At 71.5% G+C, this 26,566-nt stretch carries 28 protein-coding genes, 1 tRNA gene and 1 pseudogene; 15 read left to right on the top strand and 15 right to left on the bottom strand.

Annotated features, from left to right (window positions below):
* The first annotated feature begins 13 nt into the window (after nucleotides 1–13).
* From OTB20_RS31395 to OTB20_RS31375, 5 genes are all read left to right on the top strand, one after another.
* On the top strand, nucleotides 14–445 hold the full coding sequence (locus OTB20_RS31395) for a roadblock/LC7 domain-containing protein (RefSeq protein WP_267822700.1): 432 nt from the start codon (nucleotides 14–16) through the stop codon (nucleotides 443–445).
* Nucleotides 442–861: a DUF742 domain-containing protein gene (locus tag OTB20_RS31390; protein ID WP_420716522.1), complete on the top strand. Its 420-nt coding sequence runs from the start codon at nucleotides 442–444 to the stop codon at nucleotides 859–861. Before OTB20_RS31395 ends, OTB20_RS31390 begins: the two co-directional genes overlap by 4 nt.
* Nucleotides 839–1,423 (top strand): GTP-binding protein, encoded by a 585-nt coding sequence (locus tag OTB20_RS31385; RefSeq protein ID WP_267822697.1) that lies wholly within the window; start codon nucleotides 839–841, stop codon nucleotides 1,421–1,423. Before OTB20_RS31390 ends, OTB20_RS31385 begins: the two co-directional genes overlap by 23 nt.
* A 68-nt stretch (nucleotides 1,424–1,491) precedes the next feature.
* A complete protein-coding gene (locus OTB20_RS31380) occupies nucleotides 1,492–2,043 on the top strand; it encodes a GAF domain-containing protein (protein ID WP_267822695.1) in 552 nt (183 codons plus the stop codon).
* A gap of 98 nt (nucleotides 2,044–2,141) precedes the next feature.
* The gene (locus OTB20_RS31375; RefSeq protein WP_267822693.1) at nucleotides 2,142–2,543 is read left to right on the top strand and encodes an MmcQ/YjbR family DNA-binding protein; all 402 of its coding nucleotides are present in this window, start codon (nucleotides 2,142–2,144) and stop codon (nucleotides 2,541–2,543) included.
* Here the strand turns inward: OTB20_RS31375 and OTB20_RS31370 are convergent.
* Nucleotides 2,530–3,429 (bottom strand): transketolase family protein, encoded by a 900-nt coding sequence (locus OTB20_RS31370; protein ID WP_267822691.1) that lies wholly within the window; start codon nucleotides 3,427–3,429, stop codon nucleotides 2,530–2,532. The two genes, OTB20_RS31375 and OTB20_RS31370, sit on opposite strands and share 14 nt — an antisense overlap.
* Nucleotides 3,430–3,495: 66 nt before the next feature.
* The gene (locus tag OTB20_RS31365; protein ID WP_267822689.1) at nucleotides 3,496–4,200 is read right to left on the bottom strand and encodes a transketolase; all 705 of its coding nucleotides are present in this window, start codon (nucleotides 4,198–4,200) and stop codon (nucleotides 3,496–3,498) included.
* Between the two features lie 146 nt (nucleotides 4,201–4,346).
* Here OTB20_RS31365 and OTB20_RS31360 point away from each other — a divergent pair.
* Nucleotides 4,347–4,420, top strand: a tRNA-Pro gene (locus OTB20_RS31360).
* 336 nt (nucleotides 4,421–4,756) lie between these two features.
* On the opposite strand, the pseudogene OTB20_RS42915 reads toward OTB20_RS31360, so the two are convergent.
* The 8 genes and pseudogenes from OTB20_RS42915 to OTB20_RS31325 form a co-directional block, all read right to left on the bottom strand.
* Nucleotides 4,757–4,873, bottom strand: a pseudogene (locus tag OTB20_RS42915) (hypothetical protein); the annotation flags it as partial.
* A 289-nt stretch (nucleotides 4,874–5,162) separates the two neighbouring features.
* Nucleotides 5,163–6,137, bottom strand: a complete 975-nt coding sequence (locus OTB20_RS31355) for a Gfo/Idh/MocA family oxidoreductase (protein ID WP_267822687.1) — start codon at nucleotides 6,135–6,137, stop codon at nucleotides 5,163–5,165.
* Nucleotide 6,138: 1 nt separating this feature from the next.
* Nucleotides 6,139–7,446: a protocatechuate 4,5-dioxygenase subunit alpha gene (gene ligA, locus OTB20_RS31350; protein ID WP_267822685.1), complete on the bottom strand. Its 1,308-nt coding sequence runs from the start codon at nucleotides 7,444–7,446 to the stop codon at nucleotides 6,139–6,141.
* Nucleotides 7,447–7,471: 25 nt separating this feature from the next.
* A complete protein-coding gene (locus tag OTB20_RS31345) occupies nucleotides 7,472–8,383 on the bottom strand; it encodes an amidohydrolase family protein (protein ID WP_267822683.1) in 912 nt (303 codons plus the stop codon).
* Between the two features lie 11 nt (nucleotides 8,384–8,394).
* Nucleotides 8,395–9,084 carry a 4-carboxy-4-hydroxy-2-oxoadipate aldolase/oxaloacetate decarboxylase gene (ligK, locus tag OTB20_RS31340; RefSeq protein ID WP_267822682.1) on the bottom strand — a complete coding sequence of 230 codons (690 nt, stop codon included), beginning with the start codon at nucleotides 9,082–9,084 and terminating at the stop codon, nucleotides 8,395–8,397.
* A gap of 17 nt (nucleotides 9,085–9,101) precedes the next feature.
* Nucleotides 9,102–10,127, bottom strand: coding sequence for an amidohydrolase family protein (locus OTB20_RS31335; RefSeq protein ID WP_267822679.1), 1,026 nt, complete (start codon nucleotides 10,125–10,127; stop codon nucleotides 9,102–9,104).
* 28 nt (nucleotides 10,128–10,155) lie between these two features.
* Nucleotides 10,156–11,367, bottom strand: a complete 1,212-nt coding sequence (locus tag OTB20_RS31330; protein WP_267822678.1) for a 4-hydroxybenzoate 3-monooxygenase — start codon at nucleotides 11,365–11,367, stop codon at nucleotides 10,156–10,158.
* Nucleotides 11,368–11,472: 105 nt separating this feature from the next.
* Nucleotides 11,473–12,240, bottom strand: a complete 768-nt coding sequence (locus tag OTB20_RS31325) for an IclR family transcriptional regulator (protein WP_267822676.1) — start codon at nucleotides 12,238–12,240, stop codon at nucleotides 11,473–11,475.
* 95 nt (nucleotides 12,241–12,335) lie between these two features.
* Here OTB20_RS31325 and OTB20_RS31320 point away from each other — a divergent pair, with 95 nt between their 5' ends.
* Nucleotides 12,336–13,037, top strand: coding sequence for a substrate-binding domain-containing protein (locus OTB20_RS31320; RefSeq protein ID WP_267822673.1), 702 nt, complete (start codon nucleotides 12,336–12,338; stop codon nucleotides 13,035–13,037).
* Between the two features lie 93 nt (nucleotides 13,038–13,130).
* On the opposite strand, the gene OTB20_RS31315 is transcribed toward OTB20_RS31320, so the two are convergent.
* Nucleotides 13,131–14,519, bottom strand: a complete 1,389-nt coding sequence (locus OTB20_RS31315; RefSeq protein ID WP_267822671.1) for an NAD(P)/FAD-dependent oxidoreductase — start codon at nucleotides 14,517–14,519, stop codon at nucleotides 13,131–13,133.
* Nucleotides 14,520–14,708: 189 nt separating this feature from the next.
* Nucleotides 14,709–15,416, bottom strand: a complete 708-nt coding sequence (locus tag OTB20_RS31310; protein ID WP_267822669.1) for a TetR/AcrR family transcriptional regulator — start codon at nucleotides 15,414–15,416, stop codon at nucleotides 14,709–14,711.
* A 149-nt stretch (nucleotides 15,417–15,565) separates the two neighbouring features.
* Here OTB20_RS31310 and OTB20_RS31305 point away from each other — a divergent pair, with 149 nt between their 5' ends.
* On the top strand, nucleotides 15,566–17,200 hold the full coding sequence (locus OTB20_RS31305) for an amidohydrolase (protein ID WP_267822666.1): 1,635 nt from the start codon (nucleotides 15,566–15,568) through the stop codon (nucleotides 17,198–17,200).
* Here the strand turns inward: OTB20_RS31305 and OTB20_RS31300 are convergent.
* The gene (locus tag OTB20_RS31300) at nucleotides 17,167–18,237 is read right to left on the bottom strand and encodes a LacI family DNA-binding transcriptional regulator (RefSeq protein WP_267822664.1); all 1,071 of its coding nucleotides are present in this window, start codon (nucleotides 18,235–18,237) and stop codon (nucleotides 17,167–17,169) included. The two genes, OTB20_RS31305 and OTB20_RS31300, sit on opposite strands and share 34 nt — an antisense overlap.
* Nucleotides 18,238–18,378: 141 nt before the next feature.
* Here OTB20_RS31300 and OTB20_RS31295 point away from each other — a divergent pair, with 141 nt between their 5' ends.
* From OTB20_RS31295 to OTB20_RS31275, 5 genes are read left to right on the top strand one after another with little or no spacing between them, the layout of a single operon-like run.
* Entirely contained in the window at nucleotides 18,379–20,025 is a 1,647-nt protein-coding gene (locus OTB20_RS31295; RefSeq protein ID WP_267822663.1) for an ABC transporter substrate-binding protein, read from the top strand.
* Nucleotides 20,022–20,975 (top strand): ABC transporter permease, encoded by a 954-nt coding sequence (locus tag OTB20_RS31290; RefSeq protein WP_267822662.1) that lies wholly within the window; start codon nucleotides 20,022–20,024, stop codon nucleotides 20,973–20,975. The genes OTB20_RS31295 and OTB20_RS31290 overlap by 4 nt, the downstream gene beginning before the upstream one ends.
* Nucleotides 20,972–21,841, top strand: a complete 870-nt coding sequence (locus OTB20_RS31285; protein ID WP_267822660.1) for an ABC transporter permease — start codon at nucleotides 20,972–20,974, stop codon at nucleotides 21,839–21,841. The genes OTB20_RS31290 and OTB20_RS31285 overlap by 4 nt, the downstream gene beginning before the upstream one ends.
* A 5-nt stretch (nucleotides 21,842–21,846) precedes the next feature.
* Nucleotides 21,847–22,830, top strand: coding sequence for an ABC transporter ATP-binding protein (locus OTB20_RS31280; protein ID WP_267822659.1), 984 nt, complete (start codon nucleotides 21,847–21,849; stop codon nucleotides 22,828–22,830).
* On the top strand, nucleotides 22,827–23,609 hold the full coding sequence (locus tag OTB20_RS31275; RefSeq protein WP_267822658.1) for an ABC transporter ATP-binding protein: 783 nt from the start codon (nucleotides 22,827–22,829) through the stop codon (nucleotides 23,607–23,609). The genes OTB20_RS31280 and OTB20_RS31275 overlap by 4 nt, the downstream gene beginning before the upstream one ends.
* A 45-nt stretch (nucleotides 23,610–23,654) precedes the next feature.
* Here the strand turns inward: OTB20_RS31275 and OTB20_RS31270 are convergent, their stop codons facing one another.
* Nucleotides 23,655–24,068: a MarR family winged helix-turn-helix transcriptional regulator gene (locus tag OTB20_RS31270; protein WP_267822657.1), complete on the bottom strand. Its 414-nt coding sequence runs from the start codon at nucleotides 24,066–24,068 to the stop codon at nucleotides 23,655–23,657.
* Nucleotides 24,069–24,231: 163 nt separating this feature from the next.
* On the opposite strand from OTB20_RS31270, the gene OTB20_RS31265 reads away from it, so the two are divergent.
* Together OTB20_RS31265 and OTB20_RS31260 are read left to right on the top strand one after the other, a co-directional pair.
* Nucleotides 24,232–25,143, top strand: a complete 912-nt coding sequence (locus OTB20_RS31265) for an SDR family oxidoreductase (RefSeq protein ID WP_267822655.1) — start codon at nucleotides 24,232–24,234, stop codon at nucleotides 25,141–25,143.
* Nucleotide 25,144: 1 nt separating this feature from the next.
* A complete protein-coding gene (locus tag OTB20_RS31260; RefSeq protein WP_267822654.1) occupies nucleotides 25,145–26,044 on the top strand; it encodes an amidohydrolase family protein in 900 nt (299 codons plus the stop codon).
* 8 nt (nucleotides 26,045–26,052) lie between these two features.
* Here OTB20_RS31260 and OTB20_RS31255 read toward each other — a convergent pair.
* A partial coding sequence (locus OTB20_RS31255) for a transposase (RefSeq protein WP_267822653.1) occupies nucleotides 26,053–26,566 on the bottom strand: 514 nt, incomplete at its 5' end.

The following is a 26,566-nucleotide window of genomic DNA, read 5'->3' as shown; positions in this document are numbered from 1 at the left end:
GGAGCACACCCCCATGGGCGGCGAAGTGGCGATCACGACCAGTAGGCTCTCGGACCTCGACTGGCTGCTCGGCGGCCTGGTCCAGCGGGTTCCGTACACGCGCAGCGCGGTCCTGCTGACCGCCGACGGACTCGTCACCTGTGTGCACGGACTCGACGCCGACAGCGCCGACCACCTGGCGGCCCTGGCGTCCGGGCTGTACGCGCTGGGCCGCAGCGCGGGGTCCCGGTTCGCGGAGGGCGCCGAGGTCCGGCAGGTGGTGGTCGAGCTCGACACCGCTCTCGTCTTCGTCTCGGCGGCCGGATCCGGCACCTGTCTGGCCGTACTGGCGGACCGGGAGGCCGACGCGGGCGTCCTCGGCTACGAGATGGCCATGCTGGTCAAGAGCGTTCGCCCGTACCTGGCGGCCCCGCCGAGGCGGCCCGCCGCCGACGTGGAGCGATGAGGGCCCGCGCCGGGGGGACAACGGCACCGGGGGGAGTGCGTGACGCGCCGTGGCTGGACGATTCGGCGGGCCGGGTGATCCGTCCGTACACGGCGAGCGGCGGGCGGACGCGACCGTCCGTAGCCCTCGACCTGCTGTCGCTGGTGACGGCGACCGGAGTGCGCCCGCGCGCACCGCTCGGCGCCGAACACGCCCTCGCGCTCAGGCTGTGCGCGGGCTCGGCGGCCGTCACCGTCGCCGAGGTGGCCGGACACCTGAGGCTGCCGGCGGTGGTGGTCAAGGTCGTCCTCGGCGACCTCATGGGACACGGGGCCGTGACGGTGCGGGCGCCGTGCTTCCCGACCGGCGGCTCCTTCGCCGACGACGACCAGTCCCTGCTCCGGGCGGTGCTCGATGGCCTGCGCAAACGGCTCTGATCCGGCCGTCCGCGAATCCTCCGCGACCTTGAAGATCCTGGTCGCGGGCGGGTTCGGGGCGGGCAAGACCACCTTCGTCGGCGCGGTGAGCGAGATCGAACCGCTGAGCACGGAGGAGCTGCTGAGCGGGCTGAGCGAGGCCGCCGACCCGCTGGACGGGGTCGAGGCGAAGACGACCACGACCGTGGCACTGGACTTCGGCCGGATCACCCTGGACGAGCGGCACGTGCTCTACCTCTTCGGTACTCCGGGCCAGCAGCGCTTCTGGTTCCTCTGGGAGGAGTTGTGCACCGGGGCGCTGGGGGCGGTGGTGCTCGCCGACACGCGCCGCCTCGCCGACTGCTTCCCCGCCGTGGACTTCTTCGAGCGGCGGGGGATCGGCTTCATCGTCGCCGTCAACGAGTTCGACGACGGCCACCGCTACGCCGCCGACGAGGTGCGGGACGCCATGGGGCTCGGGCCGGAGGTGCCCGTCGTGCGCTGCGACGCCCGCCTGCCGAGCTCCGGAACGGGGGCGCTGGCAGCCCTGGTCCACCACTTGCTCGACACGAAGTACCCGTAGAACCCGTAGCACCCGAAGTGCACGAGGTCCGCGAATCGCGCGGAGTGACGTGATGTGGGGGAGACTCGATGACCTACTACGAATCGACCGGGCACCTGCTGCTCACACCGGTGGACCGGGAGGCGCCCGCGCGCGTGCTGAGACTGCGCGAACTGGGCCTGGGGGAGCGGGTGGACGCTGAGCTGGACGCGTTCGCACGGCGGGTCGCGGACGCACTCGACGCTCCGTACACGGGTGTCAACTTCATCAGCGAGGAACGGCAGTTCTTCGCCGGCCTGCACCACACGGCCGACGCCCCGTCGAGCGGCTATCCGGCGCGGACGCTGCCCCGGGACCACGGGTACTGCCCGCACGTGGTGGTACGGCGGCGCGCGCTGGTGCTGGAGGACGTACGGGACTTCGCGCGCTTCGCGGGCAACGCCGTCGTGGACGAGAGCGGTGTGCGCTCGTACGCGGGCGCCCCGCTGACGGACCGGCGCGGGATCGTCCTGGGGACGGTGTGCGCGGTGGACGTGGTGCCGAGGCGGTGGGGACTGGCGGGGCTCGCGACGCTGAAGGCGCTGGCGGCGGAGCTGGTGGAACTGGTGCACGCGCGCGAGGACCTAACGGCCCGCGGGTGAATGTCAGTGCCCGGGGCTACGGTCGAAGACGAGGCACCACCGTGTCCGGCGCGGACCGGAGCGGACCGGAGCGGAGCGCACTGGAGAGGAGTCGGGGGATGGCCACGACGGCGGAGGACGTCCGGCAGATCGCGCTGTCGCTCCCGGACAGCAGCGAGAAGCTCGCCTGGGGCATGCCGACCTTCAGGGTCGGCGGAGCGAACGGGAAGAACGGGAAGATCTTCGCGGCGCTCGCCGACGACGACACCTCCATCGGGGTGAAGTGCCCCAAGGAGGACCGCGACGAACTGATCGCGGCGGAACCGGAGAAGTTCTTCATACGGCCGGGCCACGACGACAACTACGCGTGGCTCCGGGTCCGGCTGGCGGCGGTCGAGGGCGCGGCGGAGCTGCGCTCGATCCTGACCGACTCCTGGTGCCAGGCGGCCCCCAAGCGGCTGGCCGCGGCCCACCCGGAGCTGGCCGGCCCCGGGTGGAGCGGGCGGGTCACCGAGGGGTGAAGGCGGCGATCCGGGCACGCAGGGCAGCAGGGTCGAGCCGGTGCGCCGCCGTGTGCTCGTCGATCGTGCCGTAGCGGCGCAGCTCGGCGCGGCCGACACCCAGACCGAGCACCCGGTGCGGGAGAGGTTCGAGTGCGTCGTTGGCGGCGGCGGTGGAGGTCCCGGCGAGGTAGGGCTCGACCAGCACCACGTCGGCCGGGCCGTGCCCCACCGCGGCGCGCAGTGCCGCGTCGTCGAAGGGCCGCACGGTCGGCGCGTACAACACGCTCACGTCCATGCCCTCGGTCGCGTCGAGGACGTTGTCGAGCAGGGGCCCGACGGCGACGACGACGCCCGTACGTCCCTCGCGTACGGTCTGGAAGCCCAGGCCGGTGACGGGGCGGGCCGCCGTGTTCGACTGCGCGGAGAGCCGGACGTAGACCTTGTCGTTCCCGGCGGCGTAGGCCTGGCGCAGCAGCGCCTCGGCTTCGTCCGGATGGCCCGGGACGTGCACGGTCCAGCCGTCCAGGGTGTCCAGCAGAGCCACGTCGCCGGGCGCCATGTGGGTGAATCCGCCGGTCGGCCAGTCGTAGCTCGCGCTGGCGCTGACGAGTACACCGCCTGTGCCCTGGTGCCCGAAGTCGAGCTTGACCTGCTCGAAGGGCCGCTCCACGAGGAAGCTGGCGAAGGTGTGCACGACGGGCCGCAGCCCGGTGAGTGCGAGCCCGCCGCCCACGCCGATCAGCAGCTGCTCCCGGATGCCGACGTTGATCACCCGGTCCGGATGCCGGTCCTGGGCCGGCCGGAAGCCGTCCATGGTGATCTCGGCCAGCACGAGGGCCAGCCGGGAATCCTCGTCGAGTGCCCGCGCTGTGACCGAAACGAACCGTTCGCGCATGGTGTCCATGTCTCCCCCTCGAACTCGTGTGAACTCGTGTGAACTCGTTCGAACCCGCAGAGCTGCTTCGCTCCGCTACCGCTTCTTCTCCACCCGCGCGACCACGGCGAGCGGACGCCCCGGATGAGGCGCGGTGTACGCCGCGTGCAGCGCCGCATGGTCCCGGCCGTCCACCGTCACGGCCGACCAGCCGGCCGCCTCGAAACGCGAGGCGATGCCACCCCGCCAGCCGTGGGTCGCGGAGTCGTTGTCGATCACGATCGTGTGCAACCGCTCCAGACCGGCCGAGCCGGCGTACGCGATCGCCTCGTGGTTGCTCCCCTCGTCCAGTTCGGCGTCCCCGATCAGCACCCACACGTCCGCGTCGGCGAGCCCCTGGGCCCGCAGTCCGAGCGTGCTCCCGACGGCGAGGGGCAGCCCGTGCCCGAGCGAGCCGCTGCCGATCTCCACGCCGGGGATCAGCGTGCGGTCCGGGTGGTGCCCGAGGGGCGAGTCGTACGCGCCGAACCCGCTGAGCCAGTCGACGGGGAAGAACCCCTTGGCGGCGAGCACGGCGTAGTAGGCCATCGGCCCGTGCCCCTTCGACAGCAGGAACCTGTCCCGCCCCGGATCCTCGGCGGTGCCGGGCCCGACCCGCAGGATCCGGTCGTAGAGCACCCAGAGGGCGTCGAGCGTGGAGGTCGCGGCGGGACCGTGCTTCTCGGCCCCGGTCATGAGGGCGATGAGCGCGCCCAGGTCCTCGTAGCGGAATCCGGTGTCCGCGGCTGCTGTCTGTGTCATGCATCGATCGTGCAACCTCAAGTCCGGTTGAGGTCAAGGACCGTCTCGCGCCGCCGCGGTCAAGAGAGGTGTGCACGACCACCTCCAGAAGTGCGGTATTGTTCTCCTGCACGTTCAACCCGGGAAAACCCCAGGTCAACGGGCATCGGGACGTGGCGCAGCTTGGTAGCGCACTTGACTGGGGGTCAAGGGGTCGCAGGTTCAAATCCTGTCGTCCCGACTTTTCGAAGTCGCAGATCAGGGGCTGTTTCAGAGCAATCTGAAACAGCCCCTTGGTCGTTTTTAGGGACCAATATGGGACGGCCGCGAAGAGCGCATCCCGGCCGCAGCCGTCACCGACGCCTCCGGCATGGTCGACCCTGAGCGCGGCGCGGGTGCTGAGAGGCCGCGAACGCGCAGGCCGGCCACCAGGCGGGCAGCGTAGTCGGCGGCGGTGGCCCGGTAGTTGGTGATCGGGAAGTTGACGCCGCTGTTGTCGCCGACGGTGGAGAAGGCGAGGGCGGGGACGCCCTCCTCGACGGCGGCCAGGGCGGCGCCGACGGGCGCCCGAGTCGTTCACCTGCGCGCTGACGTTGGGACCGGAGTTGATGCCGGTGACCACCAGGCCGAGGCCCTGGGCCCAGCCGGCCTTGGCCGTCAGGGCGGCCCGCAGCGCAAGCCTGACGGTGTCGACGGGGGTGACGCTCGGGCTGTCCGTGCCGCGCGGACGCCTCGGACAGCCCGAGCGCGCGCACCTTTCCTGACTCGACGAGTCCGGCCGTCGCTCCGACGCGAGAGCGGCGGTGTCGAAGGGGGGACGCCCTCCCCCCGGGCCGTCCGCGGCAGGTGCTCGGCGGCCTGCGGCGTGGGCGCCGCACCCTAGGCGTGGCTGAGGTTCATGCGGCCCAGGCCGATCGCCGGGGCCTCGAACGCGGACCGAGTCGGCGCGGCGCGCGGCTCGGGGCCGGCCTTCGGCGCCTCGGTCACGAGGCCGAGGCGGCGTCGAGCTGTTCCTCGAGGGCGGCCAGCGTCCGGTAGCAGGCCATCACCTGGGCGATGGAGGAGTTCGGTTCGCGGCCCTCGCGGATGGCGGCGACGAACTCGCGGTCCTGCAGTTCGATGCCGTCCATCGAGACGTCGATCCCGCTCACGTCGATCGGCTCGTCCTTGCCGGTGGCCAGGTCGTCGTATCGCGCGATGTAGGTGCCGTTGTCGCCGATGTAGCGGAAGACCGTGCCGAGCGGCCCGTCGTTGTTGAACGACAGCGACAGGGTGCAGATGGCGCCGTTCTCCGCGCGCAGCTGGATCGACATGTCCATGGCGATGTCGAGGTCGGGGTGGATCGGGCCCTGGATCGCGTTGGCCTGCACGATCGGCGAGCCGGTCTGGTGGGCGAAGAGGTCGACGGTGTGCGCGGCGTGGTGCCACAGCAGGTGGTCGGTCCAAGAGCGTGGCCGACCGAGGGCGTTGACGTTGGTGCGGCGGAAGAAGTAGGTCTGCACATCCATCTGCTGGATGCGGTACTCCCCGGCCCGGATCTGCTGACGCACCCACTGGTGGCTTGGGTTGAAGCGCCGCGTGTGCCCCACCATCGCAACGAGGCCGGTGCGCTGCTGTGCCGCCAGGCACGCCTCGGCGTCGCCGAGCGAGGAAGCCAGCGGGATCTCGACCTGGACGTGCTTGCCCGCCTCCAGGCAGGCCAGCGTCTGCGCGGCGTGCATCTGCGTGGGCGTGGCGAGGATGACGGCGTCGATGTCGTCCATCGCCAGCACCTCCTCCAAGGTCGCGACGCCGCGGCCGGTGCCCTGCTCCTCCGCGAACCTCCGGGCGCTGTCGAGGGTGCTGCTCACCACGGCGGCAACCTCGACGCCTTCGATCCGCTTGAGGGCGGCCGCGTGCTTGGCGCCGAAGGCACCGCCCCCGACCAGGGCGATCCGGACGGTCTGCTCGTCAGTCATGTCACTCCTTAACGGCGGGCGCCTCGGCCCGCGGGTGGTTCTCGAGGATCAGGTGGCCGACGGCGGTGTTGGACGCCGGCACGTGGTAGAAGCGGTGCTTGACCTCGACCTGCCCGGAGTCGTCGAGGTCGCTCATCGCCCCGCGGGCGATCAGCCACATGACCAGCTCGATGCCCTCCGAGCCCGCCTCCTCGACGTACTCCAGGTGCGGCACCTGCGACAGGGCGACCGGATCCTCGACCAGCCGGTCCAGGAAGGCGTTGTCCCACTCCCGGTTGATGAGGCCGGCGCGGGGGCCCTGCAACTGGTGGCTCATACCGCCGGTGCCCCACACCTGGACCTTCAACGGCTTGTCGTAGGACTCGATCGCCCTGCGCAGCGCCTGGCCGAGCTTGAAGCACCTGGCGCCCGAGGGCACGGGGTACTGCACCACGTTGACGTGGAACGGGATCACCTTGCACGGCCACTTCTCGACGTCCCCGAACATCAGCGACAGCGGTACGGTCAGGCCGTGGTCCACGACCATCTCGTTGACGAGGGTGAGGTCGAAGTCGTCCCTGATGAGCGAGTGCGCGATGTGTGCGGCCAGCTCCGGGTCGCCCTCGATGCCGGGGACGGGCCGGGGCCCGTAGCCCTCGTCAGCGGTGTCGTAGGCCGCGCCGGTGCCGAGCACGAAGGTCGGGATCATCGACAGGTCGAACGCGGTGGCGTGGTCGTTGTAGACCAGGAAGACCACGTCGGGGACGTTCTCGCGCTCCCACCGCTTGGAGAACTCGTAGCCCTCGAAGACCGGCCTCCAGTAGGGCTCGTCGGTCTTGTGGTGGTCCATCGCCGCGCCGATCGCCGGCACGTGCGAGGTGAACACCGCGCCGGTGATCGTGGCGTGCTCGGCCGACGGTTCCGGGGCGGCGTGTGCCGCCTCCAGGACGGCGCGGTCTATCCGGTTGCCCTCGACGGAGCGGCCCCCGCCGACCATCATGTCCCGGTACTCCTGCTCGGTCATGCCGGTCATGGAGCCCGCCATCTGCTGGAACGACAGTCCCAGCGCCGCACCCCACTTGGCGAGGAAGTAGATATTGCCGCCCTCGCGCATCGCGGCGTTGAGGTCGCGGTCGAGAAGCGCCTGCTTCTGCTCCTCCCGCAGCGGCCACGCGTCGAGGTAGGCGCGCTCGTCGGCGAGGTAGCTCTCACGATTGTCCACCGTCATCAGCGACATGCAGAACTGGTTGAGGTGGTAACCCCTGGCGGACTGCTCGGCGTCGAAGAGGGTCGTCCCCGGCACCAGCTTGTAGGTCTTGTCCAGCGACACTGCGGGAGCTCCAATCGTGCGGTGGTCAGTCGGCGTCCGGCCAGTACAGGCGCATCGGGTTGTCCACGAGGAGCTTGTGCTGAAGCCGCGGCGTCGGTGCGATGTGCGGGATGAAGTCGACGAGCAGACCGTCGTCGGGCACGTGGTCGGTGAGATTCGGATGCGGCCAGTCGGTGCCCCACAGCACCCGGTCCGGGAACTCCTCGACCACGCGCCGGGCGAACGGGACGACGTCACGGTAGGCGTTTTGCTGCCCGTCGAGGGCCGGCGGGCCAGCCGCCGACAGTCGCTCCGGGCAGGTCACCTTGCACCAGATGTCCGGCCTCGCCCGCATGAAGTCCAGGAACGCCTCGAACTCCGGACCGTACGGGTCCTTGGCGACATCGGGCCGGCCCATGTGGTCGACGACCAACGGCACCGGGACCGAGAGCAGGAAGTCGCGCAGCCCGGCAAGGTCGGCTGCCTCGAAGTAGACGACGACGTGCCAGCCGTACGGCGCGATCCGCTCGACGACGTCCCACAGGTCCTGCCGCGGCGCCGCGTCCACGAGCCGCTTGACGAAGTTGAACCGCACGCCGCGAACGCCGGCCTCGTGCAGTTCCCGCACCTGCGCGTCCGAGACCCCGGACCGAAGCGTCGCGACGCCGCGGGCCAGGCCCTGCGAGTCCCGCAGGGCGTCGACCAAGGCGCTGTTGTCGGCGCCGTGGCAGGTTGCCTGGACCACGACGTTGCGGGCGAAGCCCAGGTGGTCGCGCAGCTCGAAGAGCTGGTCCTTGGACGCGTCGCAGGGGGTGTACTTCCGCTCGGGTGCGAACGGGAACTCCGCCCCCGGGCCGAAGACGTGGCAGTGCGCGTCGACGGCGCCTCCGGGCAGCCGGAACCGCGGCCGGCTCGGACCGGTGTACCAGTCGAGCCACTCGGGGTCTTTCTCGAACATGGTCGTCCTCCTCAGTCCTCGTAGCGCAGCCCACGCTCGGCCAGCGGGCCGCGCATGCCGTACAGGTCCAGGCCGAGCTCGCCCGCGCGGAACCGCGCACGCTTGCCCGCCTCGCCGGCCTCGCGCGCGGCCGACGCCGCGGCGACCTCGGCGGCCCGCTCACGCGGCACCACGACCACGCCGTCGCCGTCGGCCACGACGACGTCGCCGGGCCTGACCAGGGCGTTGGCGCAGACCACCGGCACGTTGACCGAGCCGAGCGTGGCCTTGACCGTGCCCTTGGCGTTGACCGCCCGTGCGAACACCGGGAAGTCCATCTCCGCCAGGTCGGCCACGTCGCGCACACCGCCGTCGATGACCAGGCCCTGGCCTCCCCGGGAGCGGAACGAGGTGGCGAGCAGGTCGCCGAAGAAGCCGTCCTCGGTCTCGGTCGTGCAGGCCGCGACCACGACGTCGCCCTCCCGGATCTGCTCGGCGGCGACGTGGAGCATCCAGTTGTCGCCGGGCTGCAGCAGCACGGTCACCGCGGTGCCGCACAGGCGGGCCTTCGGGTAGACCGGGCGCAGGTAAGGGCGCATCAGCCCCACTCGGCCCATGGCCTCGTGGATGGTCGCCACGCCGAACGCCGACAGCGCGGCGACGGCCTCGGGATCGGCGCGGTCGATCGACGTGTGGACTACACCGATCTCGGTGTGCTCCATGGGTTCTTCTCCTGGGGTCAGTAGCCGGCTGCGGCGAGGCGGCCGGCGAGTCGGGGGTAGACGCGCAGGGCGTTGCCGGAGTAGACGGCGGCCCGCTCCTCGTCGGAGAGGTGTGTGGTGTCCTCGACGTACCGCTTCGTGTCGTCGAAGTGGTGGCCGGTGCGCGGATCGAGGTCGCGGACCGCGCCGATCATTTCGCTGGCGAACAGGACGGACCGGCTGGGGATCACCCGGGTGAGCAGGTCGATGCCGGGCTGGTGGTAGACGCAGGTGTCGAAGAAGACGTTGTCCAGGAGCGACTCGGGATCCGGCTTGCCCAGCGCCATCGCCAGGCCACGGAACCGGCCCCAGTGGTAGGGCACCGCGCCGCCGCCGTGCGGGATCACGAACCGCAGCGTCGGGAAGTCGGCGAACAGGTCGCCCTGGATCAGCTGCATGAACGCCGTGGTATCGGCGTTGAGGTAGTGGGCACCGGTGGTGTGGAAGGCCGGGTTGCAGGACGTGCTGACGTGGATCATGGCGGGGATGTCGTACTCGGCCATCGCCTCGTAGACCGGGTACCAGCTGCGGTCGGTCAGCGGTGGCGCGGTCCACCTGCCGCCCGAGGGATCAGGGTTGAGGTTGATCGTCACCGCGCCGAGCTCCTCGACCGCGCGCCGCAGCTCGGGCAGGCAGGTCGCGGGATCGACGCCCGGCGACTGCGGCAGCATTGCGCCCATCGCGAAGCGGTCGGGGTAGAGCGTGCTGACGCGGTGGACCAGGTCGTTGCAGATCCGGGCCCAGACCGAGGAGACCTCGAAGTCGCCGATGTGGTGGGCCATGAAGCTGGCCCGCGGGGAGAAGACCGTCAGGTCGGTTCCGCGTTCGTCCATGAGCCGCAGCTGGTTGCCCTCGATCGCCCGGCGCAGGTCGTCGTCGGTGATGACCAACTCGTCGGGGTCGGGCGCTTCCCCGGGGGCGCCGACCGCCGCTGTCTGCCGGTCGCGCCACTGAGCCAACTGGGGCGGTGCGGTGGTGAAGTGACCGTGGCAGTCGATGATCATGTGCTCTCTCCTGGTGGTCGTGCTGGGGTCAGCCCCGGCTGCGGGCGGGCCAGCCGGTGTACTGCTCGGCGAGGTAGCTGCGGCCGGCGCGCGTGCCGACCACGTTGTCGAGCTCGCCGAGCTGACGCCTCAGGTCGAACGGTGTGCCGCCGGGCGCGGTGTGCAGCAGCTGGGTCATCCAGTAGGAGAAGTTCTGGGCCCGCCAGACCCGCTGCAGGGCGCGCGGCTGGTACTCGTCCAGCACGGCCTCGCCTGCACCACCGAGTGCCCGCAACAGGACGTCGGAGAGCACCTTCACGTCGTGCAGCGCCAGGTTCAGCCCGCGGGCGCCGGTCGGCGGCACGGTGTGCGCGGCGTCGCCCGCGAGCAGCATCGAGCCCCACCGCATCGGCTCCTGCACGAACGAGCGGAACCGCAGCACCGTCTTCTCGGAGATCGGCCCCTCCTTGAGTCGGAAGCCGTCCTCTCCGGCCACCCGGGCCTGGAGCGTCTCCCAGATGCGGTGGTCCGGCCAGGCGTCGACGGACTCGTCGGGGCTGCACTGGAAGTACATCCGCTGCACGGTCCGGGTGCGCTGGCTGATCAGCGCGAACCCGTGCTCGGAGTGGGCGTAGACCAGCTCGGGCGCGCTCATCGGAGCCTCGGCCATGATGCCGAACCACGCGAAGGGGTACTCCCTGCCGTAGCGCACCCGCTGATCCTCCGGCACCAGATCGCGGCACATGCTGCGCGAACCGTCCGCGCCGACCACGTACTTGGCCCGGATCTCGTGGCGGGACCCGTCGGGCGCGGTGTAGCGGACCCGGGGGGCGTCGGTGGTGATGTCGAGGACTTCGGTGTCACTGACGCCGAAGCGGACCGTGCCGCCGTCGCGCTCCCGGGCGTCGGCCAGGTCGATGAACACGTCGGTCTGCGGGTAGAGCCACACCGACTCGCCGACCAGCTCCTTGAAGTCGAGGCGGTGCGCCCGGCCGCCGAACCGCAGCTCGGTGCCTTCGTGTTCGTGGCCCTCGCGCAGGATCCGGTCGCTGACGCCGGTCTCGACCAGGTCCCGGGCCGCGTCGGCCTCCAGGATGCCGGCCCGCTGTGTGGTCTCGATCTCCCGCCGGGTGCGGGTGTCGACCACGATCGTTTCGACCCCTGCGCGCCCGAGTAGGTGGGCCAGCATCAAGCCGGCTGGACCGGCACCGATGACAGCGACCGGAACCGAGGCAACGGTGTCGATGATGGCGTCAGCCATGGCATCTCCTGAGTGACTGCGAGCGTCTCGAACACCCCGAACGCTGACATCCACGACCGCGACCAGTCACCGCTGTTTCCGCCAGGCGGAAGCCCTGCTCGGATTTCAGACCGTCGTACGGGTCCGCCGACCGAGCTCGTCGGAGATCCCGTACGCAGCTCTCAGGAGCGGCTCGCGCAGCCCGCGCGCACGGCTCGCGCTGCTCGCCGCGATGACGACTCCCAGCGCGGCGCTGACCGGTCCGGCCGGGCCGATCCGTACCGGTGCGGCCACCGCGACCGTGCTCTCGGAGAGTTGCCGGTCACTGACGAAGACCTGCTCGCGGCGGATGAGGTCCAACTGCGCGCGCAGCGTTCGCTGGTCGGTGACGGTGTGCGGGGTCCAGGCGCGCAGCGGCGAGTCGAGCACCTCCTCCTGGATGTCCAGCGGTGCGTGTGCCAGCAGCACCCGGCCCATCCCGGTGGAGCCGATGGGGAACCGGGACCCGACCATCGTCAACAGCTCCACCGAGCGATGCCCGGCGATCCGTTCGACGAACACGAGATCGGTGCCCTCGCGCACCGCGAGCTGGATGTTCTCGTGGGTCGCCTCGTAGAGGTCCTGCATGAACGGCAGGGCCGCATCGCGCAGAATCTGCGTGCGGGGGCATCCGGAGACGATCTCCCAGAGCCTCAGCCCGACATGCCACGACCCGTCCTCCGTGCGCTCCAGCGCGCCCCATTCCGCCAGCTCCGCGACCACTCGGTGTGCGGTGCTCAAAGCCAGGCCCGTGCACTGTGCGATCTCCGACAGTGTTCGCGAGGGGTGGTCGCGATCGAAGGCCGAGAGGACCTCGAGGACCTTCCCAGCCGCCGTGCTCCGGGTTCTGCTCACACGCTCAGTCTCGCAGACCGGCGTTGAAGCGCCCGGCCGTGCGCCGTACCATCTGGCGGACACGCCGTACCACCTGCCGGACACAAGGAGGCGACATGGACCGAGACACCTCCGGGCTGTCCTCGATGGCGACGCGGCTGATACTGACCGAGCTTTCCGAACAGATCCGCCTCGCTCACGGGATTCCGGTGCGGTTCGAATCCGCAGGCGGCGTCAAGATCGCCCAACGGGTGCGCCAGGGAGTCGAGGCCGACCTTCTCGTGCTGGCCGACGGAGCAATGGCCGAGCTCGCGGCCGAAGGACACCTCCTCGGGGACACGGTGCGCCCGCTGTGGGTCTCCCAGGTCGTCGCCGCCGTGCCGGAAGGAACACCGGTGCCGGCACTCCGCTCGAAGTCCGACCTGCGGACCGCTCTCCTGTCCGCGATGAAGATCGCCTACTCGACGGGCCCCAGCGGCACGGCCCTGCTCGATCTCATCACCCGGCTGGACCTTGCCGACACGCTCCGGGACCGGCTTGTCCAAGCATCACCGGGGGTGCCTGCCGGCAGCCTGCTGGCGTCCGGCGAAGCCGACCTGGCCTTCCAGCAGCACAGCGAACTGATGGACTTGCAGGGCGTCGTCATCGTCGGCCCGCTGCCGGGCGACACCGAAATCACCTCGACGTTCAGCGGAGGCGTACTGGCCGCCTCCACCCAACCGGGCCGAGCCTGCGAAATCCTCGGTCTCCTCGCCTCCGACGCGGCGTCGAAGACCGCCCGCGCCAGGGGCATGCGGGCCCCCGGGGACCGGGGCTGAGGGTGCGTCGGCAGCAGCCCGGGCAACGGTGACCGTGTGCCGCGGACGGCGGCACGAAAGGCCGCGCGACCGGGCCTCCCGATGCTGGTTCGGTCAGCTGCCGAAGCCGAGGCCGAGGCGGTCCAGGGACCGCAGCCACAGGTCGCGGCGGCCCTCGTTGCGGTCGGCGCGGGCGAGGGAGCGCTGGGTGATGCCGATGCCGAGGGAGCGGACGGGCTCGGGCGGGAAGGGCAGCGGCTTGCGGCGTACGAGATCGAGGGCGGTCCGCTCGGTGCGCTCGCCCGCCAGGAGATCCAGCATGACCTCGGCGCCGAACCGGCTGGCGCCGACGCCGAGTCCGGTGAAGCCGGCGGCGTAGGCGACCTTGCCGTGATGGCTGGTGTCGAAGAAGACGCAGAAGCGGGTGCTGGTGTCGATGGCGCCGCCCCACGCGTGACTGAAGCGGATGCCCTCCAGCTGCGGGAAGGTGCGGAAGAACTGGCGCGCGAGCGTCGCGTAGGTCTTGGGGCGCTGGTCGTGCTCGGCGCGGACCCGGCGCTGGTGCACGACGTCGTAGCCGCCCCACAGGATCCGGTTGTCGGCGGAGATCCGCACGTAGTGGAAGGCGTTGGCGGGGTCCGCCCAGCCTTGCCGGTTGTGCCAGCCGACCGAGGCGAGCTGTTGCTCGCCGAGCGGTTCGGTCATGAGGGCGTAGTCGTACACGGGGACGGTGTAAAGGCGGTGGCGGCGGACCAGGGAGGGGTACGCGTTGGTGGCGAGCGCCACCCGCCCGGCGGTGATCCGGCCGTAGGGGGTGCGGACGGAGACGACGGCGCCTTGCTCGTCGAGGGAAAGGGCCGGGCTGTGCTCGTGGATGCGGACACCGAGGTCGAGGCAGGCGCGCTTGAGGCCCCAGGCGAGCCGTGCGGGGTTGACCATGGCGGTGTCGCTCTTGTTCCAGACGGCGCCGAGGAAGGTGGGGGAGTCGATCTCGGCGCGGACGGCGTCGGCGTCGAGGACGGTGGCAGTGGCGCCGTACCGGGCGGCCGCCTCGGCCTCCTCGGCGAGCCAGTCGACCTGGTGGGGTTCGGTGGCGACGACCAGGGATCCGGTGCGCTCCCAGTCGCAGTCGATGGAGTGGCGGGCGAGGGTGTCCTCCATGGCCTGGAGGTTCGCGCGGCCGAGCTGTTCGAGGACGCCGATCTCGTCGGGCCAGCGGGCGAGGCCGTTGGCGAGACCGTGGGTGAGGCTCGACTCGCAGAAGCCGCCGTTGCGGCCGGAGGCGGCGCCGCCGACCTCGTCGCCCTCGACCAGGACGACATCGGCGGAGGGGTCGCGCTCCTTGGCGGCGAGGGCGGTCCACAGACCGGTGTAGCCGCCGCCGACGACCAGCAGGTCGCAGGTGGTGCCGCCGATGAGGGCGGGGGTGGCCCGGGGGCGGCGCGGATCGTCGAGCCAGAACGGGGTCGGATCGGCGTCCCGGAGCGAGAGCAGGGGGTCCATGGTGGCTTCCTTCGGGTGGCGGAGGAGCCCGGGCGCGGGGACTTCCCTCCGAGGTGCCGCCCATGAGACCCGGTCGGACACAGCAACGTCAATGGTGTTGACGTAAGCGCCTTCGGGTGGATTGCGGGGGCTGCGGTCCGCGGTGCCGGCCGGGCTCCACGGGCAGGCAGCGGCCGCGGCTCGGGGCCGCTACCGCCCCGCGTCCGGGTGCAGCGCGGCGACGGCGATGAGCATCAGTTCCAGGGCGAAGGGGTAGCCGCTGTCGCGCATGTCGACGGCCAGGAGGGGGTACGCCGCCGCGATGTGCGGGTGGGTGTCGGAGGGGAGGCGGCTGTACGCGGCATGCCAGACCTCGGCGTCGGTCGCCGCTGCCGAGGGTGGCAGGGCCGCCGCCGCGGCGTCCTGGGCGGCGAAGGCGAGCGACTGGTCGACGAAGGCGTGGTAGATCCGTACCGCCAGGGCGTCGGGGAACCCGCCGTCACGGAGGATGCCGAGGATGGTCTCGACGGCCCGGGTCTCGTGCGGGCGGCCGGTGGTGCGGTGGGCGGCGAGTAGCGCGGCCTGGGGCTGGGCGAGGTACGAGGCGTGGATGCGTCGGCCCATCGAGCGCAGGTCCTCCCGCCAGTTGCCGGTGGCCGTCCAACCCTCCTGGGCGCGGCCGATGAGCTCGTCGGCGAGGGCGAGGAGCAGGGCGTCGGTGTTGCGGAAGTAGCGGTAGAGGGCGGTGGGGTCGGCGCCGAGCGCGGCCCCGAGCCTGCGTACCGAGAGTGCTTTCGCGCCGTGCTGTTCGACGAGACGCAGTGCGGTGTCGACGATGAGGCGTTCGGAGAGGACGGCGCCGTGTTTGGTCGGACGGCTGCGCTGCCGCCTGCCCTCGGGTACCACGCGTTCGGACATGGCCGGGACCTTACGTCAACACCATTGACGTGTAAACGGCTCGCGGGCTTCGATGGCGCCCGTCACCCGTTCCGCGCATTCGTACGCAAGCCGTCCAGACCATCCGTACGCAGTCTGTCCAGCGCATCCGCACGCAAGGGAGCCGCCGCATGTCTCACGCCGATCTGGTCTTCACCGGAGGTCCAGTCCTCACCATGGATCCGGCCCGCACCCGGGCGAGTTCGCTCGCGGTCACGGGGGAGCGGATCACCGCCGTCGGACATGACGCGGTGCGGGAGCTGATCGGGCCCCGTACGGAGGTGGTCGACCTCGCGGGCAGGCTCCTGATGCCCGGCTTCCAGGACGCTCACGTCCACGCGGTGGGCGGGGGCAGTGAGCTGGCGCAATGCGATCTGACCGAGATCGTCGACGTCGCCGCGTACCTGGAGCGGATCCGGGCGTACGCGGAGGCCAACCCGGAGCATGAGTGGATCACCGGCGGCGGCTGGTCGATGGAGAGCTTCGCGGGCGGACTGCCGACCCGGCAGCTGCTGGACTCGGTGGTGCCCGACCGGCCGGTGCTGCTCTCGAACCGCGACCACCACGGGGCCTGGGCCAACACCCGGGCCCTCGAACGGGCGGGGTTGACCGCCGCCACCCCGGATCCGGCCGACGGTCGGATCGAGCGCGAGCCGGACGGCACGCCCAGCGGAATGCTCCAGGAGGGCGCGACGGCTCTGGTCTCGCGGCTGGTGCCGCCGAGTACGCCGCAGGACCGGATCGCGGGCCTGTTGCGGGCGCAGGAGCTGCTGCACTCACTCGGCATCACCGGCTGGCAGGACGCGCTGCTCGGCGGCTTCAACGGGATGGGGGACCCCTCGGAGGCCTATCTGACCGCCGCGCGGGACGGTTCGCTGACCGCCCGCGTGTCGGGCGCGCTGTGGTGGGACCGTGAGCGCGGTGCCGAGCAGATCCCCGAACTGGTCGAGCGCCGCAAGGAGCTGGCGTACGGGCGGTTCCGGGCCGGGTCGGTGAAGATCATGCAGGACGGGATCGCGGAGAACTTCACGGCCGCGCTGACCGCCCCGTACCTGGACGGCTGCGGCTGTGCCACGGCCAACAGCGGGCTGAGCTTCATCGATCCGCAGGCCCTGCGCGGTCACGTGACCGCGCTGGACGCGCTGGACTTCCAGGTCCACTTCCACGCGCTCGGCGACCGTGCGGTACGCGAGGCGCTCGACGCGGTCGAGGCCGCCGTGGTGGCCAACGGGCGGCGCGGCAACCGGCACCACCTGGCACACCTCCAGGTCGTCCACCCCGACGACCTGCCCCGGTTCGCCGCGCTCGGCGCCATCGCGAACATCCAGCCGCTGTGGGCGGCGCACGAGCCGCAGATGGACGCGCTGACCATCCCGTTCCTGGGCCCGGAGCGCGCCGCCTGGCAGTACCCGTTCGGAGGTCTGCTGCGGTCGGGGGCCACCCTGGCGGCGGGCAGTGACTGGCCGGTCTCCAGCCCGGACCCGCTCGCGGGCATCCACGTGGCCGTGAACCGCCGGGAGCCGGGGACCGACGACGAGCGGGTGTTCCTGCCCGAGCAGCGCATTGACCTCCTCTCGGCGATCGCCGCCTACACCGCCGGTTCCGCGCACGTGAGCCGGCTCGACGACGCCGGCAGCCTCCTCCCCGGCCATCTGGCCGACCTCGTGGTGCTCGATCGGGACATCCTGGCCGCGCCCCCGGAGGAGATCGCCGAGGCGCGGGTGGAGCGGACCTATGTGGGCGGCGAGCTCGTGTTCGGAGGCTGAGGATGCCGTACCGAGGAGGCGCGGACGTCGAGGCGGACCGGCACGAGAACCCCGCTGGTCTCCCTCCGCCCGTGCTCCAGAACGGCCACCACCAGCTCGATCCCGGCTTCGGCGACGGCGCCGGGGCGCAGGCTGAGCGTGGTCACCGGCGGTTCGGTGTGCACGGCGGCCTCGTCCTCGCTGATACACGCGACGAGCAGGTCGCCAGGAACGTCGTAGCCGTGCCGCCGTGCCGCGTCCAGGACGAGGGGCGGGCTGGCCTCGGCGACCACGAAAAGGGCATCGGGGCGTTCCGGCCCGGCCCCCAAAGCGGTCTCGACGGCCCGGACCACCGGCCCGTTGCCGGGCTCCGCGGCCCGTACGGCCAGCTCCGGCAGCCCGTGCGCCGTGCACCAGTCATGGTGCGCGGCGAACACTTCGCGGTGGAAGCGGGTGGTGCTGTCCGGGACGACCAGTGCGGGCCTCCGGGCGCCCTGGGCCGCGAAGTGGTCCAGGGTCCGGTGGACCGCGTCGACCGCGTCGACGTCCACCCAGTGGGCCTCCGGTCGGCCTTCCACCGACCGGTCGCTGAAGACCGGGATGCGGGCGGCGAGCAGGTCCTCGACGATCCGGTCGTCGGCGACGGGGTCGGCGACGATCACGGCGTCGAGGGGCAGCGTGGACCACTCGCTCTGCAGGGAGCCTGCGGGCAGCAGCACGATCGCGTAGCCGCGTCCGAGCGCGGTGGCGGCGGTGGCCCCGGTGAGCCGGGCGAAGTACGGCGACTCCAGGAAGGTCCAGGGGGCGTCGGCCAGCTCGCCGACCACATATCCGATCAGCCGGGCCCGTCCCGCGCGCAGCTGGCGTGCGGAGGCGTTGGGCCGGTAGCCCATTGTGCGCGCGGTCTCGCGGGCCCGCTCCCGTACGTCGGGGGAGAGCCGGCCGGTGCCGTTGAGCGCCGCCGAGACGGTCGTCTTGGACAAGCCCGCCTCGCGGGCGACGTCCACGAGCCGCACGCGTGGGGCGGGCTGCTCGCCGAGCCTTGAATCTTCGGTCATGAGAGGGATGCTGCCATCCTCCCGGCCTCTGCAAAACCGTTCCCGCAATCCTGGCCGAACTCTTGTGCGGGAACGTTCCCGCATCAATACTCGCTCCATCCCCCCGTGCCCCTCACAACACCCGTAAAGGGGTGGATCTGCATGCGTGTCCCCAGATTCATCGCATTCGCCTGTACCGCCGTGCTCGCGGCCTCCTCTCTCACCGCCTGCTCCGGCGCCACCCGGCCCCAGACCGGCACCACTGGCGGTGGCGGTGCCGCCTTCGAGGTCACCCCGACCTCACCGCCCGCCCAGGGCCCCCTGGACTCCTTCACGTGGTCGCTGTACGCCGAGCCGTACACCCTCGACTACGCCCTCGCGTACGACTACCCGCCGAACACCGTGCTCGCCAACGTCTGCGAGCAGCTGCTCCGCGTCACCCCCGACCTGAAGGTCGAGCCCGGTCTCGCGGTCAAGTGGGCGCAGCCCGACCCGCGCACGCTCGTCTACACCCTGCGGCCGGGCGTGAAGTTCCACGACGGCACGACGCTGACCGCGGACGACGTCGTCGCCTCCCTCAAGCGCCAGATGGACCCGGCCACCGGCTCCCCGTGGGCTTCGGCCTTCAAGAACGTCCACTCCGTCGAGACGACCGGCCCGCTGGAGGTGACGATCCGCCTCATGAAGGCCGACGTCCTCTTCCACGAACTCATGGCCGCCTCTCCCGGCACCGTCGTGAGCGCGGCCTCCCTGGCCAAGGAAGGCCCGGACTACGGCACCCCGAAGGGCGCCCTGAACTGCACCGGCCCCTTCTCCCTGGAGAAGTGGGCGCAGGGCGACAGCATCACCCTGCGCGAGAACCCGGCGTACTGGGACAAGGCGCTCGCTCCGAAGTCCCGGTCCGTGAAGTTCACCTTCATCGAGGACGCGGCCGCCCGCTCCAACGCCTTCCTGTCCGGCACGGCCGACGGCGGCTACATGGTGCCGTCCTCCTCCCTCGCCCAACTGCGGGCGGGCGGCAACGGAGCGGTCCTCTTCGGCCCCAACACCGCGGCTGCGAACCTCGCGGTCCTCAACTTCGACGGCCCGCTCGGCAGCCTCAGGGTCCGCAAGGCCCTGTCCATGGCGCTCGACCGGAAGAACATCATCAACGCGGCGGCCGGCGGCGTCGGGGTCCCGGCCAAGGCCCCCGCGGCGCGCGGTGCCTGGGCGCTCCTCCCGGAGAAGGCCGCCACGCACTACGACACGCTGCCCGACCTGCCCCATGACCTCGCGGCCGCCAAGAAGCTGGTCCAGGAGGCCGGTGCCACCGGCCGCTCGATCACCCTCGTGACGAGCTCGCTCGCCCCCGAGATCAGCGTGGTCGCCAACGCGGTGCAGGCGGCCGGACGCCAGATCGGCCTCGACGTCAAGCTGAAGACCGTCTCCCCCGACGCGTACAGCAGCATCTTCGTCGACCCGAAGGCCCGCGACGGGCTCGACCTCGTCATCACCAACGGCTACGACAACACGCCGGACCCGCTGGAGTTCTACCAGTACCTGCGCGCCGGCGACTTCGGGAACTACGGCTCCTGGTCCGACACCGAATTCGACGTCGTCTTCGACCGGGCCAACTCCGAGCCGGACCCGGCCAAGCGCGCCGACCTCACCGCGAAGCTCCAGGCGATCGCCCTGCGCGAGTTGCCCGTCATCCCCCTGTACGAGGCGCCGTACTCGGTCTTCCTCGGCAAGCGGATCACCGGCGCCCCCACCGGCATCACCCAGCTCTACTACCCGTGGGCCGCGACGATCGGGGCCGCACAGAAATGACCCGCTTCCTCGTCGGACGGCTCCTGGGCCTGGTGGCCGTGCTGTTCGTGACCTCCGTCGTGGTCTTCGGCACGATCCACCTGGCCCCCGGCGACCCGGTGACCTTCCTGCTGCACGGCCGCCCCGCGACCCCCGAGGCCGTGGCCGCCCTGCGCGCCGAGCACCACCTGAACGACCCCGTGGTGGTGCAGTACGGCAAGTGGCTCGGCGCCGTCCTGAGCGGCGACCTCGGCCGTTCGGCCCAGTACCACCAGGACGTCACCGCACTCCTCGGCTCCCGGCTGCCCGGCACCGCCCTCCTCGTCGGCTACGCGGCCCTGCTCGTCGCCGTCCTGGGGGTGAGCGTCGGCATCCTCGCGGCGCTGCGCCCCGGGCTCCTCGACCGGGCGGTGCTCATCGGCACGGGCGTGGCCACCGCCACCCCGTCCTTCGTCACCGCGATCGTGCTCGTCTCGGTGTTCTCGGTCGGGCTCGGCTGGTTCCCCGGCCCGGGCGGCGGCGCCGCGGAGGGCTTCGGCGCCCGGGTCCACCAGCTCACCCTGCCGGCCGTCGCCCTCGCCCTGACGTTCGCGGGCCTGCTGGCCCGGGTCACGCGCTCCGCGATGCTCGACGAACTCGGCCGCGAGCACGTCGAGGTCGCGCGGGCCCGGGGCGTCGCTGGGCGGACGGTGGTGCGTCGGCACGTGCTGCGCAACGCGCTGGGCCCCGTCGTCACCGTCGGCGGCACCATGCTCGCCGGCCTGCTCATCAGCACCTCGATCGTGGAGACCGCCTTCGACGTGCCGGGGCTCGGCTCACTGCTCGTACAGTCGGTCACCGCGCAGGACTTCGCCGTGGTCCAGGCCGTCACCCTGCTCAGCGTGGCGGCCTTCGTCCTCGTCAACCTCGCGGTCGACCTGCTCGCCCCGCTCATCGACCCCCGTCTCTCCCCCGGGGAAGGCTCTCCATGACCTCCACCCTCACCACGGCGGCGTACCGCAGACCGGGCCTGCGCGGACTGCGCTTCTTGGGCCAGGGGCCACTGTTCGCGGTCTCGGTCGCGGTGCTCGCCGTGCTCGTCCTCGTCGCCGTCCTCGCACCCGTCCTCGCCCCGTACGACCCCGAGGCGCTCGACCTCGCCGCGAGCCTCGCCGGCTCCAGCGGCGACCACTTGCTCGGGACCGACCAGTCGGGGCGGGACATCCTGTCCCGGCTGATCCACGGCGCCCGCACCGGGCTCCTGGGGCCGCTGCTCGTCGTCGCCGTCTCCACCCTGCTCGGCCTGCTGCTCGGTGTGGTGGCGGCCTGGCGGGGCGGCTGGGCGGACACTCTTCTGTCCCGCTCGATGGACCTGGTCTTCGCGATCCCGGGACTGCTGCTGGCGATCCTGCTCGTCTCCGTCCTCGGTTCCGGCATGACCGCACCCGTCATCGCCATGTCCGTCGCCTACACCCCGTACGTGGGCCGGCTCGTGCGCGGCATCGCCCGGCAGGAGAAACAACGGCCTTACATCGAGGCCTACGTGGTGCAGGGATGGTCCGGCTGGACGGTCTGTGCCCGTCACCTCCTGCCGAACATCGCGCCGACCGTTCTCGCCCAGTCCGCGATGAACTTCGGGTACGCGCTGATGGACCTGGCGGCCCTGTCCTTCCTCGGCTTCGGCGTCCAGCCGCCGACGGCCGACTGGGGCGCCATGATCAACGAGGGTCAGGGGGCCGTCATGCAAGGGGCGATGCTCCCGACGCTCGCGCCGTCCGCGTGCGTCGTGCTCGCGGTCGTGGCGTTCGGAATCGTCGGCGAGGGACTCGCCGACCGGATCGCGAGGCGGGAGAGATGAACGCCATGACCACGCCATCGACCACGCCCGTCCTGGAGATCGACGGGCTCGGAGTACGGCTCCCGGACGACCGGGCCGCCCGGCCCATCCTGGACGGGGTCAGCCTGACCGTACGGCCCGGGGAGACCGTCGGCCTGGTCGGCGAGTCCGGCTCGGGCAAGTCGGTCGCCTGCCGCAGCGTCCTCGGACTGCTGCCCCCGGGCGCCCGGGCCACCGGTCGGGTCCGGGTCTCCGGGCGGGACGTGCTGAGCATGCGCCCGCGGGAGCTCGCCGGGCTGCGGGCCCGCGAGGTCGCCATGGTCTTCCAGGACCCGCGTGCCTCCGTCAACCCGCTGCGCAGAGTGGGCGACTTCCTCACCGAGGGGCTGCGCGCCTCCGGTACCCCCGCCGACCGGGCCGCCGCACGTGCCGAGGAACTCCTCGACGCCGTCGGCATCCGCGATCCGCGCGGCGCCCTGCGCCGCTTCCCGCACCAGTTCTCCGGCGGCATGCTCCAGCGGGTCGTCATCGCCGCCGCCCTCGCCGCCGAGCCGGCCCTGCTCCTGGCCGACGAACCGACCACCGCGCTGGACGTCACCACCCAGGCGGAGGTGATCGCGATCCTGGCCCGGCTGCGGGCCGAGCGCGGTACCGGAATGCTCTTCGTCACCCACGACCTGGAGCTGGCCTCGGCGATCTGCGACCGGGTGTACGTGATGTACGCCGGCCGGATCGTCGAGACCCGCTCCACCGACGAGCTCTTCGACCGGCCCCGCCACCCCTACACGGCGGGGCTCCTCGCCTCCACTCCGCGCATCGAAGCGGGCGCGCCCCCGCCCCGGCCCATCCAGGGCCGGCCCGTCTCACTGTCCGAGGCCCCGCCCGGCTGCGCGTTCGCGGCCCGCTGTCCGCACGCGTTGCCGCGCTGTGCGGTGGAGACGCCCGTACTGGCACCGCACGGCGGGGGCCTGGCCGCGTGCCTGCGCGCCGAGGAAGGAATCACGCTGTGACGAAGGGTCTGGTGGTCGAGGGGCTGCACAAGCGGTACGGGGAGCACACGGCGGTCGACGGGGTGTCGTTCTCGCTGCCGGCCGGCGGTTCGCTCGCGATCGTCGGCGAGTCCGGCAGCGGCAAGACGACGACGGTCCGGATGCTCGTGGGCCTGGAGCGAGCGGACGGCGGTACGGTCCGGCTCGACGGCCGGGACCGTTCGGCCCGGGCCCGCGGCCGCGCCGAACGGCTCTCCCGGGCGCGGGAGATCCAGATGGTCTTCCAGGATCCCTACCTGTCGCTCGATCCGCGGGTGACGGTGAGCGGCTGCCTGGACGAGGTACTGCGGCTGCACACCGACCTGGACGCCGCGGCGCGCGCGGTCCGTGTCGCCGGACACCTGGATCAGGTCGGCCTCGGGACCCGAGAGGCGGCGGCCTTGCCGCGCGACCTGTCCGGCGGGCAGCGCCAGCGCGTGGCGATCGCGCGCGCCCTCGCGGTGGAGCCCCGGGTGCTGGTCCTGGACGAGGCGGTCGCCGCGCTGGACGTTTCCATCCAGGCCCAGATCCTCGAACTGCTGCGTGAGATCCGCCGCGAGGCGGGGGTCGGCTTCCTGTTCGTGACCCACGACCTGGCCGTCGTACGCCACATCGCGGACGAGGTGCTCGTCCTCAAATCGGGCAGGGTGATGGAGTCGGGCCCCGCGGACCGGGTGCTCGACGCCCCGGAGCACCCGTACACCCGACTCCTGCTCAGCTCGGTGCCACGGCGCGGCAGTCTGCTGGGTGGAGGTGGCTGAGGGCCGGACGACGGGCAGAAAACCATCGGGCGGCGCCCCGCGCGGTCAGGTCAGGGAGCGCCACGTGCGCTGCAGTGCCTGCCGGAACCCGTCGACTTCCTCCGGGGTCAGGTCGGCGACCATGCGCTCCTCCAGCGCGCGGGCCGGTCCGGCGTACTCGTCCAGGAGCCCCTTCCCCGCCCCGGTCAGCAGGACGAGGCGTTCCCGGCGGTTGTCGGGGTTCGGCTCGCGGCGGATCAGGCCGCGGCTCTCCAGGGCGCGGACCATGTCGGCCATGGTCTGGGCGGTGACGAATGAGTCGCGGGCAAGCTGGGCGGCGGAGATCCCGTCGTGCCGGTCCAGGACGGTGAGGGCGGTGTACTGCAGGGCGGTGATGCCCGCAGGCCTGACCAGCTCTTCGAGACGGGCCCGCACCGCGAGTTCCGTCCGCTTGACCAGGTAGAGCAGCGAGGTGCTCACGTTCGTCCTCCTGTGGTGGTGCCCGGGTGGATGGCAGGTACACCCTAAAGCATTGACAGGAATCCTGTTGATTGACGAGACTGTCATTCAACAGGATTCCTGTCGATCGAGCCCGGCCGTCCGCCGGTGCTCCGGCATCCCCCACCCCTCAGAGAGGCACCTCATGGATCTGCACGGGAAGGTCGCCGTCGTCACCGGCAGCGGACGCGGCCTCGGCCTCGGATACGCCAGGGCCCTCGCCGCCGCCGGCGCCGCGGTCATCGTCAACGACGTCGACCAGGACACGGTCGACGCCGCCCTCGCCGCGATCCGGTCCGAGGGCGGCACGGCGGCCGGAGTCGTCGCGGCCGTCGGAGACAGCGCGGCGGCCCAGGAGCTCGTGGACGCCGCGGTACGGGAATTCGGCCGCCTGGACGTGCTCGTCACCAACGCCGGCATCCTGCGCGACCGCGTGCTGTGGAAGATGACCGACGACGACTTCGACGACGTCGTCCGCGTCCACCTGCGCGGCACCTTCACCTGCGCCCGGGCGGCCGCCGTCCGGATGCGGGAGCAGGGGACCGGCGGCAGTCTCGTCCTGATCTCCTCGCCCGCCGGACAGCGGGGCAACTTCGGTCAGACCAACTACGCCGCCGCCAAGGCCGGCATCGTAGCCATGGCCCGCACCTGGGCCATGGAACTGGGCCGCTCCGGCATCACCGTCAACGCGGTCGTCCCGGTCGCCGCCACCGAGATGACCAGGACCATCCCGGCCTTCGCCCCCGTCATCGAGGAGTCCGAGCGCACCGGTAGTCCGCTGCCGGACTGGCTGCGCAAGGGCGAGGGCCTCGGCACCGTCGAGGACGTCACCGGGCTCGTCACCTTCCTCGCCTCCGACGCCGCGAAGGACGTGACCGGACAGGCCATCGGCGTAGGCGGCGACCGGCTCGCCCTGTGGGCGCACCCCAAGGAGAAGGCGACCGCCTTCGCCGACGGCGGGTGGAGCGCGGAGGCGATCGCAGCGCAATGGCCCGGTGGTGTCGGAGCCGAACCCGAGACGTACGGAATTCCCGCGCCCCAGGCCCCGGAGGCATGACATGGGCGACCGTGCCTACGAACCCGCGCTCGACCTCGACCGGCTGACCGCCATCGACATGCACACGCACGCCGAGGTCGCCAAGGACGGCCGCACGGCACTCGGCCCTGAACTGCTGGGCGCCTCCGAGAAGTACTTCAAGGCCCACGGACACCGGCAGCCCACCATCGATGAGATGGCCGACCACTACCGCGAACGGCGCATGGCCGCCGTCGTGTTCACCGTCGACGCCGAACACGCCACAGGGCATCCGCGGATCTCCAACGAAGAGATCGCGGAGAACTGCGCCGCCCATGCCGACGTGCTGATCCCGTTCGCGAGCATCGACCCGCACAAGGGCCGCGCCGGAGTGCTTCAGGCGCGGCGCCTGGTGGAGGAGTACGGCGTGCGGGGGTTCAAGTTCCACCCCAGCCTCCAGGCCTTCGCCCCGGACGACCGCCTCGCCTACCCGCTGTACGAGGCCATCGAGGAGCTCGGCGTTCCCGCCCTGTTCCACACCGGCCAGACCGGAATCGGCGCCGGAGTCCCGGGCGGCGGCGGCATCCGGCTGAAGTACTCCAACCCGATGCTGGTCGACGACGTCGCCGTCGACTTCCCGCACCTGCGGATCATCCTCGCCCACCCCTCCTTCCCCTGGCAGGACGAGGCCCTGGCGGTGGCCACCCACAAGCCGCACGTCCACATCGACCTGTCCGGCTGGTCCCCGAAGTACTTCCCGCCCCAGCTCGTGCGGTACGCCAACACCCTCCTCAAGGACAAGGTCCTGTTCGGCTCCGACTACCCGGTCATCACCCCCGACCGCTGGCTCGCCGACTTCGAAACGCTCGGCATCAAGCCCGAAGTCCGGCCGAAGATCCTCAAGGAGAACGCCGCCCGGCTGCTCGGCCTGCTCACCTCCTAATGCTGTTGTCAAGCAGCGGCAGTGACAGGGAGTTCACGTTGGAAGCACTTTCCGTCGCGGATGAGGGCCCACAGGACGTTGACGCGTCGGCGGGCCAGGGCGAGGACGGCCTGGGTGTGTCGCTTGCCTTCGGCGCGCTTGCGTTCGTAGTAGCGGCGGGACTCGTCGCAGTTGCGGATGCTGATGAGTGCGGAGGTGTAGAAGACGCGTTGCAGCCCGCGGTGGTAGCGCCGGGGCCGGTGCAGGTTGCCGCTGACGTTGCCGGAGTCCCGGGGCACCGGGGCCACTCCGGCGAAGCTGGCCAGGCGGTCGGAACTGCCGTATCGGCTCATGTCGCCGGCGGTGGCAGCCAGGAACTCCGCCCCCAGAAGCGGGCCAATGCCGGGCATGCTGGCGATCACTTCGGCGAGCTCGTGGTCGCGAAACCGGGCCGCAATGAGCTTGTCGATCTCGGCGATCTGCTCGTTGAGGCCCATCACCTCCTTCGCCAGGGTGTGGATCACCTGCGCGGTGGCCTTCTCC

Origin of the sequence: Streptomyces sp. H27-H1 (assembly GCF_026627445.1) — a bacterium.
Lineage (GTDB): Bacteria > Actinomycetota > Actinomycetes > Streptomycetales > Streptomycetaceae > Streptomyces.
The sequence above is the reverse complement of the archived record's forward strand: the minus strand, read 5'-3'. Positions and strand labels throughout refer to the sequence as shown.

Bases quoted from the DNA above. Each gene is read 5' to 3' on its own strand.
- OTB20_RS31370 (WP_267822691.1), bottom strand. From the start codon at position 3,429: ATGGACACCATGCGCGAACGGTTCGTTTCGGTCACAGCGCGGGCACTC.
- OTB20_RS31385 (WP_267822697.1), top strand. From the start codon at position 839: ATGGCCTGCGCAAACGGCTCTGATCCGGCCGTCCGCGAATCCTCCGCG.
- OTB20_RS31260 (WP_267822654.1), top strand. From the start codon at position 25,145: ATGGGCGACCGTGCCTACGAACCCGCGCTCGACCTCGACCGGCTGACC.
- OTB20_RS31375 (WP_267822693.1), top strand. From the start codon at position 2,142: ATGGCCACGACGGCGGAGGACGTCCGGCAGATCGCGCTGTCGCTCCCG.
- OTB20_RS31345 (WP_267822683.1), bottom strand. From the start codon at position 8,383: ATGTTCGAGAAAGACCCCGAGTGGCTCGACTGGTACACCGGTCCGAGC.
- OTB20_RS31335 (WP_267822679.1), bottom strand. From the start codon at position 10,127: ATGATCATCGACTGCCACGGTCACTTCACCACCGCACCGCCCCAGTTG.
- OTB20_RS31295 (WP_267822663.1), top strand. From the start codon at position 18,379: ATGCGTGTCCCCAGATTCATCGCATTCGCCTGTACCGCCGTGCTCGCG.
- OTB20_RS31315 (WP_267822671.1), bottom strand. From the start codon at position 14,519: ATGGACCCCCTGCTCTCGCTCCGGGACGCCGATCCGACCCCGTTCTGG.
- OTB20_RS31390 (WP_420716522.1), top strand. From the start codon at position 442: ATGAGGGCCCGCGCCGGGGGGACAACGGCACCGGGGGGAGTGCGTGAC.
- OTB20_RS31285 (WP_267822660.1), top strand. From the start codon at position 20,972: ATGACCTCCACCCTCACCACGGCGGCGTACCGCAGACCGGGCCTGCGC.
- OTB20_RS31290 (WP_267822662.1), top strand. From the start codon at position 20,022: ATGACCCGCTTCCTCGTCGGACGGCTCCTGGGCCTGGTGGCCGTGCTG.
- OTB20_RS31365 (WP_267822689.1), bottom strand. From the start codon at position 4,200: ATGACACAGACAGCAGCCGCGGACACCGGATTCCGCTACGAGGACCTG.
- OTB20_RS31380 (WP_267822695.1), top strand. From the start codon at position 1,492: ATGACCTACTACGAATCGACCGGGCACCTGCTGCTCACACCGGTGGAC.
- OTB20_RS31320 (WP_267822673.1), top strand. From the start codon at position 12,336: ATGGACCGAGACACCTCCGGGCTGTCCTCGATGGCGACGCGGCTGATA.
- OTB20_RS31395 (WP_267822700.1), top strand. From the start codon at position 14: ATGGGCGGCGAAGTGGCGATCACGACCAGTAGGCTCTCGGACCTCGAC.
- OTB20_RS31310 (WP_267822669.1), bottom strand. From the start codon at position 15,416: ATGTCCGAACGCGTGGTACCCGAGGGCAGGCGGCAGCGCAGCCGTCCG.
- ligK (WP_267822682.1), bottom strand. From the start codon at position 9,084: ATGGAGCACACCGAGATCGGTGTAGTCCACACGTCGATCGACCGCGCC.
- OTB20_RS31305 (WP_267822666.1), top strand. From the start codon at position 15,566: ATGTCTCACGCCGATCTGGTCTTCACCGGAGGTCCAGTCCTCACCATG.
- OTB20_RS31300 (WP_267822664.1), bottom strand. From the start codon at position 18,237: ATGACCGAAGATTCAAGGCTCGGCGAGCAGCCCGCCCCACGCGTGCGG.
- OTB20_RS31265 (WP_267822655.1), top strand. From the start codon at position 24,232: ATGGATCTGCACGGGAAGGTCGCCGTCGTCACCGGCAGCGGACGCGGC.
- OTB20_RS31355 (WP_267822687.1), bottom strand. From the start codon at position 6,137: ATGACTGACGAGCAGACCGTCCGGATCGCCCTGGTCGGGGGCGGTGCC.
- OTB20_RS31330 (WP_267822678.1), bottom strand. From the start codon at position 11,367: ATGGCTGACGCCATCATCGACACCGTTGCCTCGGTTCCGGTCGCTGTC.
- OTB20_RS31280 (WP_267822659.1), top strand. From the start codon at position 21,847: ATGACCACGCCATCGACCACGCCCGTCCTGGAGATCGACGGGCTCGGA.